9 protein-coding genes and 2 pseudogenes are annotated in these 14,566 nt (G+C 68.3%); 5 read left to right on the top strand and 6 right to left on the bottom strand.

Annotated features, from left to right (window positions below; genetic code table 11):
- Positions 1-320: 320 nt before the first annotated feature.
- The 3 genes and pseudogenes from AB0M65_RS34615 to AB0M65_RS34605 all read right to left on the bottom strand — a co-directional run.
- Positions 321-1,445 (bottom strand): homoserine O-acetyltransferase, encoded by a 1,125-nt coding sequence (locus AB0M65_RS34615; protein WP_364037497.1) that lies wholly within the window; start codon positions 1,443-1,445, stop codon positions 321-323.
- Positions 1,442-2,743 carry a bifunctional o-acetylhomoserine/o-acetylserine sulfhydrylase gene (locus AB0M65_RS34610; protein WP_364037494.1) on the bottom strand — a complete coding sequence of 434 codons (1,302 nt, stop codon included), beginning with the start codon at positions 2,741-2,743 and terminating at the stop codon, positions 1,442-1,444. Before AB0M65_RS34610 ends, AB0M65_RS34615 begins: the two co-directional genes overlap by 4 nt.
- A 109-nt stretch (positions 2,744-2,852) precedes the next feature.
- Positions 2,853-2,942, bottom strand: a pseudogene (locus AB0M65_RS34605) (glyoxalase); the annotation flags it as partial.
- A 128-nt stretch (positions 2,943-3,070) separates the two neighbouring features.
- Here AB0M65_RS34605 and AB0M65_RS34600 point away from each other — a divergent pair.
- A complete protein-coding gene (locus AB0M65_RS34600) occupies positions 3,071-4,624 on the top strand; it encodes a helix-turn-helix domain-containing protein (protein WP_364037491.1) in 1,554 nt (517 codons plus the stop codon).
- Positions 4,625-4,765: 141 nt separating this feature from the next.
- Here the strand turns inward: AB0M65_RS34600 and AB0M65_RS34595 are convergent, their stop codons facing one another.
- Together AB0M65_RS34595 and AB0M65_RS34590 are read right to left on the bottom strand one after the other, a co-directional pair.
- On the bottom strand, positions 4,766-4,993 hold the full coding sequence (locus AB0M65_RS34595) for a hypothetical protein (protein WP_007033850.1): 228 nt from the start codon (positions 4,991-4,993) through the stop codon (positions 4,766-4,768).
- Between the two features lie 196 nt (positions 4,994-5,189).
- Positions 5,190-6,130: pseudogene (locus AB0M65_RS34590) on the bottom strand (zinc-binding dehydrogenase).
- Between the two features lie 178 nt (positions 6,131-6,308).
- Between AB0M65_RS34590 and ald the strand changes: the two are divergent.
- The 4 genes from ald to AB0M65_RS34570 all read left to right on the top strand — a co-directional run bounded on the left by ald (position 6,309) and on the right by AB0M65_RS34570 (position 13,895).
- Entirely contained in the window at positions 6,309-7,424 is a 1,116-nt protein-coding gene (gene ald, locus AB0M65_RS34585) for an alanine dehydrogenase (RefSeq protein WP_364037487.1), read from the top strand.
- A 538-nt stretch (positions 7,425-7,962) separates the two neighbouring features.
- Positions 7,963-9,165 (top strand): ABC transporter ATP-binding protein, encoded by a 1,203-nt coding sequence (locus AB0M65_RS34580; RefSeq protein WP_364037484.1) that lies wholly within the window; start codon positions 7,963-7,965, stop codon positions 9,163-9,165.
- The gene (locus AB0M65_RS34575; protein ID WP_364037480.1) at positions 9,165-10,049 is read left to right on the top strand and encodes an ABC transporter permease subunit; all 885 of its coding nucleotides are present in this window, start codon (positions 9,165-9,167) and stop codon (positions 10,047-10,049) included. The genes AB0M65_RS34580 and AB0M65_RS34575 overlap by 1 nt, the downstream gene beginning before the upstream one ends.
- Positions 10,050-10,172: 123 nt before the next feature.
- On the top strand, positions 10,173-13,895 hold the full coding sequence (locus AB0M65_RS34570) for an ABC transporter ATP-binding protein (protein ID WP_364037477.1): 3,723 nt from the start codon (positions 10,173-10,175) through the stop codon (positions 13,893-13,895).
- Positions 13,896-13,993: 98 nt separating this feature from the next.
- Here the strand turns inward: AB0M65_RS34570 and AB0M65_RS34565 are convergent, their stop codons facing one another.
- Entirely contained in the window at positions 13,994-14,281 is a 288-nt protein-coding gene (locus AB0M65_RS34565; RefSeq protein ID WP_364037474.1) for a hypothetical protein, read from the bottom strand.
- Positions 14,282-14,566: the final 285 nt, after the last annotated feature.

Below are 14,566 nucleotides of genomic sequence, written 5' to 3'. Positions count from 1 at the left end.
GCCGGAACACCCAACCACCAACCCGCGCCACGCCACGACGTCCATACCGTCACCAGCCCAAACAGACAGAAACCCAACCACAGAAAGAAAACCAAATCCAGCAACCCACGACCCCGCCGAACAGGTTAAAACTCAAGCTAGGGCGTGTCTGGCAAATCTCGTTCGTGGTCTTCGCGCCCAGGCGGTCCCTGGCGGCGTGGGCCCTTCGACCAAGTACGCCCAGTACGAGGACGAAGGGCCCACACCACCAGGAACCACCTGGATCACGAATCCCATCGAACAGATTTGCCAGACACGCCCTAGGCGTGTCTGGACACCGATCACTGGCCGAGCAGCAGCCGGACCAGTTTCGCGATCTGCTCGGTCTCGATCAGGAACGAGTCGTGCCCGTACGGCGAGCCGATGACGGCGAATTCCGCACCGGCCACGGCGTCCGCGATCGCTTGTGACTGGTACAGCGGGTAGAGCCGGTCGCTGTCCACTCCGGCGGCGACCGTCCGCGCGGTGATCCGGCCGAGCGCGTTCGCGACGCCGCCGCGCCCGCGGCCGACGTCGTGGGTGTTCATCGATTCGGTGAGCACCACGTAGCTGCCGGCGTCGAACCGTCTGGACAGCTTCCCGGCGTGATGGTCCAAATAGGACTCGACGGCGAACCGGCCGCCGCGCATCGGGTCCTCGCCGTCCTGATATCGCCGTCCGAAGCGTTGCGACAGTTCGGCTTCACTGCGATAGGTGACGTGGGCGATCCGGCGCGCGATGCCGAGGCCGGTGTCCGGTCCAGCACCGGGAACGTCGTAATAGTCGCCACCGTGCCAGCCCGGATCGGACCGGATGGCGTGCAGTTGCGGTGCGGCCCAGGCGATCTGGTCGGCCGATGCCTGCGCCGTCGACGCCAGGACAAGCAGTGAGGCGACCCTTTCCGGCTCACTCACGGCCCATTCCAGTGCGCGCATCCCACCCATGGAACCGCCGAGCACCGCGGCCCACCGGCCGATGCCCAGCGCGTCGGCGAGCACGACCTCGGCGGCCACCTGATCCCGCGCGGTGACAGCGGGAAACCTGCCGCCCCAACGCTTTCCATCGGGATGGAGTGACGAAGGACCGGTCGACCCCTGGCATCCGCCGAGCACATTCGGGACCACGACGAAGAATTCGCTCGTGTCGATCGCCTTGCCCGGTCCGATCAGGCCGTCCCACCAGCCGGGGCTGACGTGGCCTTCCTCCGCCGGGCCGACGGCGTGACTGTCGCCGGTCAGGGCGTGTTCGACGAGAACAGCGTTGGAGACGCTGGGATTCAGCGTTCCCCACGTCTCGTAAGCGAGCGTGAAAGGCAGTTCCGGCCCGGTTTCGAGCACCTGGGTGCCGGAAACGAACCGGCGACGCCCTGGCGGATCCCCCTCCCGCCACGCACCGGTGGCGGAAGGGGGAACGGGAGCCTGGGTCACAGAACCGCCTTGGCCGCCCGGAATCCGGCTTCGAGATCGGCCTTGAGGTCCTCGATCCCTTCCAGCCCGACGGCGAGCCGCACGAGACCCGGAGTGACACCGCTCGCCACCTGCTCCGTCGCCGAGAGCTGGCTGTGTGTTGTCGAGGCGGGGTGCACGATCAGGCTGCGCACGTCGCCGATGTTGACCAGCTGGCTGTGCAGTTCCGTACCGTCCACAAAGGCCCGTCCGGCGTCGACACCACCGCGCAGGTCGAACGAAAGGACCGCACCCGCACCCTTCGGCAGGTACTTCTGTGCGGCTTCGTAGTACGGGCTCGACGGCAGGCCGGCGTAGTAGACCTTCTCGACCTCGTCACGCTGCTCCAGCCATTCGGCCAGTGCCCGCGCGTTGGACACATGCCGTTCCAGCCGCAGCGACAGTGTCTCGATCCCTTGCAGGATCAGGAAACTGTTCAGCGGCGCGATCGCGGCGCCGGTGTCACGCAGGATCTGCACCCTGGCCTTGGCGGCGAACGCGCCGGGGCCGAGTGCCTCCCAGTACTTGAGACCGTGGTAGCTCGGGTCGGCCTCGTTGAACCCCGGGAAGCGCGCGGGATCCTTGCCGAAGTCGAACGTGCCGCCGTCGACCAGCACACCGGCGACCGTGGTGCCGTGGCCGCCGAGGTACTTGGTGGCCGAGTGGACGACGATGTCGGCGCCGTGCTCGATCGGGCGCACGAGGTACGGCGTCGGCACGGTGTTGTCGACGACCAGCGGGACACCGGCCTCGTGTGCGGCGTCGGCGACCCCGCGGATGTCGAGCACGTTGCTGCCGGGATTGGCGAGCGTCTCGGCGAAGAACAGCTTGGTGTTGGGCCGGACGGCGGCCTTCCACTGCTCGATGTCGTCCTGATCCTCTACGAACGAGACCTCGATGCCGAGTTTCGGCAAGGTGTAGTGGAAGAGGTTGTAGGTACCGCCGTAGAGCGACGGGCTGGAGACGAAGTGGTCACCCGCGTTCGCGAGGTTGAGGATGGCCGCCGTCGTCGCCGCGGACCCGGAGGCGAACGCCAGCGCCGCGACACCGCCTTCGAGCGCGGCGAGGCGCTGCTCCAGCACGTCTTGCGTGGGGTTGTTGATCCGGGTGTAGATGTTGCCCGGCTCGGCGAGGCTGAACAAGTCGGCGCCGTGCTGGGTATCGCGGAACACGTACGAAGTGGTCTGGTAGATCGGGGTCGCCCGCGCACCGGTGGCGGTATCCGGTGCCGCGCCCGCGTGGATCTGCTTGGTCTCGAACGACCATCCGTCCGCGCTCATCGCGATTCTCCTAGCGGCTCAAGGGGTTCGGCTGTTGCCACCGAAGCTAGCTCCGCCGAACGGAGCACCCAACCACTCCCAGAAGATGGGAACCGCGTCTCATGACCCCTCACCCGTTCGAGCGTTCTTGGAGGGCGAACCGGTTGCCTTCCGAATCGACGAACATCGCCCACCAGCCCCAAGGCTGCTTCTCCGGACGAGTAACCGGTAGACGTCTTGGGCCGGAGGCCCACGAAAACGCGATGAAGGGGCGCCCGGTCGCCCGACGCGAGCTGTCTTCGACGCGGCCCCTTCGGCGTGTTTTCGTCAGCGGGCGCAAAATAAGGCATGGTTTCCGTGCGCAGTGTCGTCGACCGGGTGGGTCCGACGCTGCTGCACGCCCTCCAGGTGCCCGAAGAGTCCCCGGCCGTCGGCGACGTCGTCATCGCCGAGCCCGGCACCACCCTCGCCGCGGGTGACCTCGTACTCGGCGTCGCCATCGCCGAGACGTCGGACGCCGCGGAACTCGTCAAGCTCAGCGCGTCGAAAGGTGCGGCGGCTGTCCTGCTGAAACCCCCGCTCGCGGCGAAGCCGTCGGTGAAGCGGGCGGCGAAGTCGGCGGACATCGCGTTGATCGAAGTGCGCCCGGCGACGTCGTGGGCCCAGCTCGTCTGGCTGCTCAGGACCGTCCTCGACGCGCTGGCCGACGAGTCCGACGCGCTGGAGGATGACGGCGGCCCCGGTTCCGGCGACTTGTTCCGGCTCGCGGACGCGGTCGCTTCGGTGGTCGACGCGCCGGTGACCATCGAGGACACCAACTCGCGTGTGCTCGCGTACTCGGCCCGGCAGGACCTGACCGACTCCGCGCGCGTGTCCACGATCATGGGCCGCCGTATCCCCGACGACGTCCTCGCGCGGTTCCGCTCGCGAGGGGTGTTCCGCGAGCTTTCCCGTGGGCGGCAAACGATCTTCGTGCCCGCGCAGCGCGACGGGACGCTGCCCCGGCTCATCGTGCCGATCCGGATGGGTGGCGAACTGCTGGGTTCGATGTGGGCGGTCGTCGCGGGCCCGGTCTCCGACGAACGCGCGGCCGCCTTCGCCGACGCGGCACCCGTCGTCGCACTGCACCTGCTGCGGCGTCGCGCCCACACCGACTCCCAGCGCCGTGTCTCGGCAGAGCTCCTGCGTGCCGTGCTCGAAGGCAAGGCCAGCCCGCGCAAGGCGATCGCGGAACTCGACCTTTCCGAAGAGCCGCACCGCGTCGTCGTCATCGAGGTCTCCGGCGGCGACGGCCGCGATGACGAAGGGCTGCGGCTCGCACTGCTCGAACGGATCTCGCAAGGAGTGGGCAGGCGGCCCGTGGCGACCGAACTCGGCGGCGTGCTCTACGCCGTCGTCCCGGAAGGCGACGGCTGGGACGAACTCCGCGCCGCGCTCGAAGCCTTGCCGGCGTCACGCCGGGGCGGGACACCGAGGGCGGCGGCGGGATCCGCCCGCGAAATCGGCGAACTCGCGACGTCGCGGGCGCAGGCCGACGAAGCACTGGGCCTGCTTCGCGCCAAACTCGTCCCCGGTCGCGTCGTGGTCTTCGACGAGGCGTGGACGGCGCTTTCGCTCCACCGCGGCGCGACGGCGGCGAGTACGGCGAAGGTGTCCGAACTCGGGCCGCTCGGCCTGCTGCGGACGCACGACGAAACCCACGAGACCGGCTACGTCGACACGCTCTACCAGTGGCTACGGCATCCCGGAGACCCGCGCGCGGCCGCGAAGGAACTCCGGATCCATCCCAATACCCTGCGGTACCGGATGCGGCGGCTGCTCGATCTCGTCCCGCTGGATCTGGACGATCCGGACGTCCGGCTCGCGTTGATCACGCAACTCATTTCACTGCGCTGGAGCTGATCGGGATTCCACTTCATTCTGTTCACCAGTGAACACTTTGTCGTGCGACGAAACCGTCCGCAGACGTCAGGAAAGGGTCTTTCATGACACGCCTTCAATTGGCGCTGTCTGTCCTGAAAGACCCTTTCCTGACACCAGCGGCTAGTGCGCGCTGGCCCGATACCCGTCTTCAATGGTCTGACGCACCGCGGCGAGCAGATCGGCACCGGGGTAAAGCGGCAGAAGGACACCGGGGCCGCCGTCGACCCGCAGCGCGGCTTCATAGCCATGCCCCGGAGTTTCGACCAGACCCACGATGACATCGGCCGGATTGCCCTCGGTGTCGACGGTGCGAACACGCCGCTCCCGCCGCCAGTCCTGATTTGTCATGCGCAATAGAATGGCAGCTTACCGGCCAGTAAGATCAACATCTTGACTCGATCGTGCTGCATTTACCGTTTCGCAGGTTGCTCGGCCGCGCCCACCCCCAGCGGACGCGGCCGAGCTTCACCTCTTGCTTTCGTAGATCATCGTGCAGGCAAACGTGAAATCACGCATCCCTTTTTGATCTCGCCGACGCCGGACCTCAAACCTCGAGCAGCGTCTTGCCGATCGCGCCACGCGACTGCATCACCGCGTGGGCGTCGGCCGCCCGCTCCAGCGGGAACCGTTGGCCGATCACGGGTTCCAGCCGCCCCGAGGCGGCTTCGGCGAGCGCTGACTCGGTGAAGGCCCGCATGTCGGCAGGTCCGCCGAGGTTCCGGATCACCGTGACACCGCGCGCGGCCGCGTCCTCTTCGGACACCTCTGTCCACTTTCCGCTCGACAGCCCGTAGATCAGCATCCGGCCGCCGGGCTTCAGCAGCCCGAACGACGTCGTCCCGATCTCGCCGCCGACCCCGTCGAACACGACGTCGACCTCACCCGCCTTCACCGCCCAGTCCGCTTCGCGGTAGTCGACGGCCAGGTCGGCACCACGCTCCCAGACGTGCTCGGCCTTCGCCGGACCGCCCGCCACGCCGACGACTTCCGCGCCCGCCGCCTTGGCGAGCTGGACGATCAGGCCGCCGACACCCCCGGCGGCGGCCTCGACCAGCACGCGCTCCCCGGGCCGGATCCGCGCCGCGGTGACGAGCGCCGTCGCCGTGCGGCCGTCGGCGAGGATCGCGACAGCCGCGTCGAGCGCGAGACCGTCCGGCACTCGAAGACAGCGTCGGCCGCGACGGCGACCCGCTGCGCGTACGCCCCGGAGCCACCTGTCGACGTCACGACACGCTTCCCCACCAGGTCGAGGTCGACCCCGTCGCCGACCGCGCTGATCACACCGCCGACGCCGTTGCCCGGGATCACCGGCAGCTCGGCACGGAACGGCCCCGGGGCGCCGGCACGGAACTGTGTCTCGACGAACGTGATGTTGGCGAAGGCGACCTCGATCAGCGCCTGGCCCGCTGCGGGAACAGGGTCGGGGGCATCCCCGGCAACCAGTACTTCGGACCCGCCGAACTCTTTCAACCACACGGCTCTCATGTCACCCAAGGTGCAAGCTCCAGTTAACTGGAGGTCAAGTGATTGTGCCCTCGCCACGACGAACGGCTTCGAAGACTGTCCTACCGGCACGATGACACCGCCGTCCGGGTGCATCACCGTGAGTGGCAGCACCTTGTGTACGCCAGTACATCCGCAGACCCGCCGCAGGAGGCACGCAGTGCGTATCGCCGTCCCCCGTGAAATCAAGAAGCACGAATACCGGGTGGCGCTCACCCCGGCTGGCGTGCACGAACTGACCGGGCGCGGCCACGACGTCTTCGTCGAGACCGGCGCGGGACTCGGCTCGTCCATCACCGACGACGAGTACGTCGCCGCGGGCGCGAAGGTGCTCGCGACGGCCGAGGAAACCTGGTCCGAGGGCGAGCTCGTGCTCAAGGTCAAGGAGCCGATCGCCGAGGAGTACCCGCGGCTGCGGGCCGACCAGGTGCTGTTCACCTACCTGCACATCGCGGCGGACCGGCCGCTGACCGACGCGCTGCTGGCCGCGGGCACCACCGTGATCGCGTACGAGACGGTGCAGACCCCGAACCGCGCGCTGCCGCTGCTCGCGCCGATGTCCGAGGTCGCCGGGCGGCTGGCGCCGCAGGTGGGCGCGTACGCACTGATGAAGCCGAGCGGTGGCCGCGGCGTGCTGCCCGGCGGTATCCCCGGCGTGCACCCGGCGCGCGTGGTCGTGATCGGCGGCGGTGTCGCCGGCCTCAACGCGGCACGGGTCGCGCTCGGCCTTGGCTCGGACGTCGAGATCCTCGACACCAACGTCGACCGGCTGCGCCAGATCGACAACGACTTCGGCGGCCGCATCCGCACGGTGACCTCGAACGCGCTGTCGGTCGAGCAGTCCGTGCTGGAGGCCGACATGGTCATCGGCGCGGTGCTCGTCCCCGGCGCGAAGGCGCCGAAGCTGGTCTCGAACGACCTCGTCGCGCGGATGCGTCCCGGCAGTGTGCTGGTGGACATCGCGATCGACCAGGGCGGCTGCTTCGCCGACTCGCGGCCGACCACGCACGACGAGCCGACCTACCTGGTGCACGAGTCGGTGTTCTACTGCGTCGCGAACATGCCGGGTGCCGTCCCGCGCACCTCGACCTACGGCCTGACCAATGTGACGCTGCCCTACGCCGTCCAGCTGGCGGAGTTCGGCTGGCAGAAGGCGCTGCAGGCCGACGCTTCGCTGGCGAAGGGCCTCAACACACACGCCGGTGCCCTGACCAACGCCCCTGTCGCGGCCGCGCACGGCCTGCCCGCCACGGATCTGTCCGCCGTCCTGGCCTGACCCCAAGCCACACTCCCACGCGAGGGGTCTTTGCGACCCCCAGTGCGAAGATCCCTCGCTCCCAAGTACATGAAGGCCCCCTTCCTGTCGCTAGACGCAAGGAAGGGGGCCTTCATGTACTTGAACTCGCCGCTGGACCCAGCAAACGCCGCCCACCGCCACCGACCGCACCGTGGGGTCTGGGGCTCGGGCCCCAGAAATAACGGCGGCCCGCTCAACCAACCTGGGGGTCATTGGGAGCGGGCCGCCTCCTACATCGTAGGTAATAAGTCGCCTGCGCGCTGCATGGGGTTGCCATGTCTTCGGAATTATTTCTTCACAGACCATCCCGGTAGTCGGTGAACTTCCGCGCTCCGCGACGTAAAACCAGACGTCAGCGGCCATTCGGCCCAGTGGCGGCCGCACTGGGGGACGGAACCGTCACCGGGTCGAACGTGACGAAGATCGCTTTCCGCGGATTGACCCCTTCCGAGGGTGCGAACGCACCCCGTGAGGCAGGATGTCGCGTGATCGGCCTTCGTCAACAAAAGGGGACGGTATGCACGACGGCAGTGGCCGCATCGCGGTGCAAAATCTCAGCAAGCAGTTCGGTGCGGTCAACGCGGTCCAGAATCTGAGCTTCACGGTGGAACCGGGGTCGGTGACCGGCTTCCTGGGGCCCAACGGGGCCGGGAAGACGACGACGCTCCGGATGCTGCTCGGGCTGGTGACGCCCACGAACGGCACGGCGACCATCAGCGGGCGCCCGCACGACCAGCTGGGGAATCCGGCGAGGATCGTCGGTTCGGTGCTGGAGAACGAGGGTTTCCACCCGGCTCGCACGGCGCGGAATCACCTGCGCGTGTACGCGGCGGCGATCGGGATGCCGGATCAGCGCGTGGACCAGGTCCTCGGCCTGGTCGGCCTGTCGTCCGCGGCGGACCGCAAGGCGGGCGGGTTCTCGCTCGGTATGCGGCAGCGGCTGGCGCTGGCGACGGCGTTGCTGGGGGATCCGCAGGTGCTGGTGCTGGACGAGCCCACGAACGGTCTCGACCCCGAAGGCATCCTGTGGCTTCGGAACTTCCTGCGCGCGTACGCGCGTGAAGGGCGCACGGTCCTGGTCTCGAGCCACCTGCTGAACGAGGTGGAGCAGACGATCGACCAGGTCATCATCATCAGCCAGGGCATGACGCGCTACAACGGCTCGCTCGACCAGTTGCGCAAGAGCAACCAGTCGCGGGTGCTGGTGCAGTCCGCGGACGCGAACGGTCTGGTCACGGCGTTGCAGGAGGCGGGAATCACGCAGGTCGCGCCGATGCCGGACGGCCGGGTCGCGGTCTCCGGTGCGACGGTCCAGCAGATCGGTGACATCTCCGCGAAGGCGAGTATCGCGGTCTACGGCATGCAGGAGGAGACCGCGGATCTGGAGCGGATGTTCTTCCAGCTGACGCAGGGCCAGTACTCGGCGCCGCAGCCCGGGTTCCAGCAGGGACCGCCGCCTGGTTACCAGGGTCCGCCCCCGGGTTATCAGGGCCCGCCGCCCGGATATCAGGGACAGCCTCCGGGCTACGCCCCGCAGAACACGCCGCCGCCCGGGTTCGCGCCGCCGAACACCCCGGCTCCCGGGTTCGCGCCGCCGCAACAGCAGCAGTTCCAGCAGGGCCAGCAGCCCCCGCAGCAACAGCAGCAGTACCAGCAGGCGCCGCCTCAGCAGCAGGCGCAGCAGCAGGGCCAGAACGAGGGCTGGGGAGGCCAGGGCTGATGGGCAATCTGATCAAGGCGGAGTTCCGCAAGACGCTCACGCTCAAGGCGTGGTGGGCGCTGATGATCCCCGCGGTGGTCTTCGCGTTCGCGTTCGCCCTGTTCTGGGGCATGGTCACCAACGACTTCAGTGACTTCCTCGGCCGCTCGGACACCCGTGAGCTGACCGAAGCGCTCGGCATTTCGACCGGCGAACTGCCCGTCGGCCTGCTCGCGCTCGGGCACGGCATCAACATCGGCACGATGATCCCGATCATCTTCGGTGTCTTCGCACTCGCCGGCGAGTACACGAAGAAGACGATCACCACCACGTTCCTCACCGCCCCGAACCGGGTTTCGGCGCTGACCGCGAAGATGATCACCTACATCGCGTGGGGCGCGATCTACGGCGTGATCATCGTGGCCGCGGCGAGCCTCGGCACGGTGATCACGGTCGACAGCGCGCGTCTGCCGACGGCGGGTCAATGGCTGGGCGTGCTCGGCGCGGGTGTCCTCGCGACGATCCTCGCCACCCTGTTCGGTATCGGGGTCGGCGCGGTGTGGCGCAGCGTGGTCGGCAGCATCATCACCTTGACCATCTGGATGCTCGTGGTCGAGAACGTCCTGGTGTTCGTCATGTTCGGCGCCGCCGATGTCACCTGGCTGGGCGGCGTCCTGCCGAACGGCACGGTCAACGGCATCGTGGGCGCCATCGGCGCGGAGGCGTTCGGCGCCGCCGGTGTGAAGGTGCCGGCGCTGCAGGACGAGACGGCGTGGGTACTGCAGTACGCGGCCGGTGCCCCCGGCGCGTTCTCGTGGTGGGCGTCCGCGCTCATCTTCTTCGGCTGGACGATGATCTTCTTCCTCGCCGGCTGGGCCGTGAACCAGAAAAAGGACATCACGTAAGCCTGTCCACGGGTGCCATGAACGGCCCGTTACTGGCGAATTTCGCCAGTAACGGGCCGTTCATGGCGTTCGGCACTCCGCGGACCGGCCGATCCTGTCGGTGCGGCCGCCTAGGCTGTCGGGGTGACTACTGCTCCACCGCGTCCACGTCAAGCCAGTCCGGTTCGTGAGACGGCCCCGGTACCCGCCGGAGGCTGGATCCGCCGCCTGGCCGCTTCGTGCTGGCGACATCCCTGGCTGGTCGTACTGTCGCTGGGCGCCGCGATCATCGGCGTCGGGCTGCAGGCCGCCGGTCCCCTGCTGATCCGGGAGGCGCTCGACGGCGCCGTCGCCGGTGACACCTCCCGCCTCGGCGTACTCGCCGCCGTGATGGCGGTGCTGCAGGTGCTGACCTTCGCCAACGCGTTCGCCCGCCGGTACGTCGGCGGACGGCTGGCGCTCGACGTCCAGCACGACCTGCGCCGTCAGGTGTTCAACGCGGTTTCGCGGCTCGACGGCGGCAAGCAGGACGCCCTGCGCACCGGCCAGGTCGCCTCACGCGCGATCTCGGATCTGCAACTGGTCACGTCGGTCCTGATGCAGGTGCCACTGTCGGCGGGGTCGGTGATCTTCGCGCTGCTGTCCCTCGTCGCGATGCTGTGGATGTCGCCGACGCTGACCCTGATCGCGATGGTGGTCGCCCCGGCGATCGCGATCATCATGGCGGTGAGCCGGAAACGGCTGTTCCCGGCGACCTGGGCAGCGCAGCAGCGCGCGGCCGACGTGGCGCAGCAGGTCGAGGAGACCGTCACCGGCGTACGCGTCGTGAAGGGCTTCGGCCAGGAGGCGCGCGAAGTCGCGAAGCTGGAGAAGACGGCGAGGAAGCTCTTCGCCGAACGCCTGCGCGCGGCCCGGCTGTCCTCGCTGCCCACAGCCACGACGGCGGCGCTGCCCGCGGCCGGTCAGGTCGCGGTGCTGGCGGTCGGCGGGGTGCTCGCGCTGAAGGGCGAGGTCAGCCTCGGCACTTTCCTGGCCTTCGCGACCTATCTCGCCATCCTGATCGGCCCGGCCCGGATGATCTCCAGCCTGGTCGTCCAGGCCCAGCTCACCCGCGCGGGCGCGGAACGGGTCAACGAACTGATCGACGCGCAACCGGACGTCGTCGACAGCCCGGACGCGCGGCCGCTGCCGGAAGGCCCGCTCGGTGTCCGGCTGGAGGACGTCTCCTTCGGCTATACGCGCACGGATCCCGTGCTGGACGGCCTCACACTGGAAGCCCGGCCGGGCGAAACGCTCGCGCTCGTCGGCACCGCCGGATCGGGAAAGTCGACGATCTCCCTGCTGCTGCCCCGGTTCTACGACGTGCACAGCGGTTCGGTCCAGGTAGGCGACCTCGACGTCCGAGACGTCCGGCAGCACGACCTGCGCGGCGCGATCGGCGTCGTCTTCGAGGAAGCGTTCCTGTTCTCTTCGTCGGTGCGCGACAACATCGCCTACGGCAGGCCGGACGCGAGCGACGAGGAGATCCGCGCGGCCGCGCGGGCCGCGGAAGCGGACGAGTTCATCCAGCGTCTCCCCGACGGCTACGACACACTCGTCGGTGAACGCGGCCTCACCCTCTCCGGCGGGCAACGGCAACGGCTCGGGCTGGCAAGGGCGCTGATGACCGACCCGCGTGTGCTGGTCCTCGACGACGCGACGTCCGCCATCGACACGGTCACCGAAGCGGCGATCCACGACACGCTGCGCTCGGTCACCGCGAGCCGGACGACCCTGCTGATCGCGCACCGCCGCTCCACCCTCGCCCTCGCCGACCGGATCGCCGTCCTGGACAAGGGCCGCGTCGTCGACGTCGGCACCGAGGAGCAACTGCTGGCGCGCTGCCCGCTGTTCCGCGAACTCGTCACGGGCCCCGGTGACGACGTCGAAGAGCCGCACCGCTGCGAGGGTCTCGACTGTGGTCCCGAAGGCGTCACCGCCGCGCTGTGGCCGAAGCAGGACGACACCCACGAACTGGCGGGCGAACGGAAAGGCTCCGGCGGCGAGTGGGATGTCGACCTGCCGCCGACTGGCGAACTCCTCGAAAGCGTCCGGAAACTCCCGCCGGCCACGGATACGCCGAAGCTCCCTGGCACCGACGTCACCGCGCCCGAACCGAAGTTCCGGCTCGCTCGCCTGCTGAAACCGGTACGCGGTCCGCTCGCCGTGGTGATCGGCCTGGTCGCGGCGGACGCGCTGGCCACCATCGCGATGCCCGCGCTGTACCAGTACGGCATCGACAACGGTGTGCGCACCGGGCTGGAAGCGGTGATCTGGCTGGTCGCCGGGATCGGCGCGCTGGTGATCGTCGCGGACTGGCTGGCGATCTACCTCCAGACCAAGATGACCGCGCGGGTCGGCGAAACGGTGCTGTATTCACTGCGCGTACGCAGTTACGCGCATCTGCAACGGCTCGGGCTCGACTTCTACGAACGCGAACTGTCCGGGAAGATCATGACCCGGATGACGACCGACGTCGACGCGCTCTCGACGTTCCTGCAGACCGGCGTCGCACAAGCCGTGGTGAGCGCGCTGACGCTGGCCGGGATCGCGGCGGCACTGATGATCACCGACATCGGGCTGGCGGCGTACGCGCTTGCGGTTCTCCCGATCCTCATCGTGGCGACAGTGATCTTTCGCCGGGCTTCGTCGAAGGCGTACACCGAAGCGCGGGAACGCGTCAGCGTCGTCAACGCGGACATGCAGGAGAACGTGAACGGGCTGCGGGTCGCGCAGGCGTACACGCGCGAAGAGCGCACGGCCGAGAAGTTCGCATCCCGCAGCGACGAGTACCGCCGTTCGCGACTGCGGGCGCAGCGTCTCGTCGCGACGTACTTCCCCTTCGCCGCAATGCTTTCCGGACTGGCCGAGGTCGTCGTGCTGATCGTCGGCGCGAACCGGGTCGCGGCAGGCACGCTGTCGGCCGGTGTGCTGGTGGCGTTCCTGTTGTACCTCGGTCAGTTCTTCTCGCCGATCCAGCAACTGTCCTCGGTGTTCGACGGCTACCAGCAGGCACGGGTCGGCCTTTCCCGCATCGGCGACCTGCTGCGCACGCCGACTTCCGTTCCGGAGGCGGAAAACCCGGTCGCGGTCCCGGAGCGGCTGCGAGGTGAAGTGTCCTTCAAGGACGTCGATTTCGCTTACACCGCAGCGGATGAACCCGCGTTGACCCAGCTGTCACTGGAAGTTCCGGCAGGCGAGACCGTCGCTCTGGTCGGGGCGACGGGCGCCGGGAAGTCGACGGCCGTGAAACTCGTCGCGCGGTTCTACGACGCGACAGGCGGTGTGGTCCGGATCGACGGCACCGACATCCGCGAGTACGACCTCGCCGCGCTGCGCGCGCGGATGGGTGTGGTACCGCAAGAAGCGCATCTGTTCTCGGGGACCGTCGCGGACAATGTGCGCTACGGCAGGCCTTCCGCGACGGACGCGGAGGTCGAAGCGGCGGTCCGGTCCGTCGGCGCGCTGGACGGTGTCGCCGCGCTCCCTGCCGGTTTCCACCAGCCCGTCGGCGAACGCGGACGGTCCCTTTCGGCCGGACAGCGGCAACTCGTCGCCCTCGCCCGCGCCGAACTCGTGGACCCCGACGTCCTCCTGCTCGACGAGGCGACCGCCGCCCTCGACCCGTCCACCGAAGCCGCCGTCCTGCGCGCGACCGAACAACTCGCCCGCCGCCGCACCACGTTCGTCGTCGCGCACCGCCTCGCCACCGCCGCCAAGGCCGACCGGATCGTGGTACTGGGCCACGGCCGGATCATCGAACAAGGCACGCACGCCGAACTGGTGAAAGCGGGCGGACACTACGCGCGACTGTGGGCGTTGGGTTAGAACCCTCGTAAGTGATCCGAGTTCTATTGAGGGGTAAGTCAACCGTGGCGTCTTCAGGCGCGATGGGGCTGGGTGGCGCGGCCGCCGCACTCGCGTGCTCAGAGGCGGAACTCCCGAGTTACGCCTCTGAGCACGCAAGTTACGCCTTCAAGCACGCGAATCACGCCTTCAAGCACGCAAGTTACGCCTTCAAGCACGCGAGTTACGCCTTCAAGCACGCGAATCACGCCTTCAAGCACGCAAGTCACGTCTTCAAGCACGCGAATCACGCCTTCAAGCACGCAAGTCACGTCTTCAAGCACGCGAGTTACGCCTTCAAGCACGCGAGTTACGCACTTGAGCACGCGAGTTACGCCTTCAAGCACGCGAATCACGCCTTCAAGCACGCAAGTTACGCACTTGAGCACGCGAGTTACGCCTTCGCCCCGACCCTCAACCCCGCGAACAGAGCGGTCACAGCGAGCCCAGGTACACGTCACATTTGACCTGGCCCTCAATAACCCGAATCGCCACTCACGAGGTGTTCGGTGGGCTCGGGTACTGGCGCCCGTGCCCGCCTGAAGTACAGGAAGGCCCCCTTCCTTGCGCCTAGGTACAGGAAGGGGGCCTTCATGTACTTGGGTTGCGCGTGAAGGACTCCTTCCCTCGGCTGAGTCGAGGGAAGGAGTCCT

The sequence above is a fragment of the Amycolatopsis sp. NPDC051071 genome, from assembly GCF_040682875.1.
Classification (GTDB): domain Bacteria; phylum Actinomycetota; class Actinomycetes; order Mycobacteriales; family Pseudonocardiaceae; genus Amycolatopsis.
Note: the sequence above shows the minus strand (reverse complement) of the source record. Positions and strands in the feature narration are given on the sequence as shown.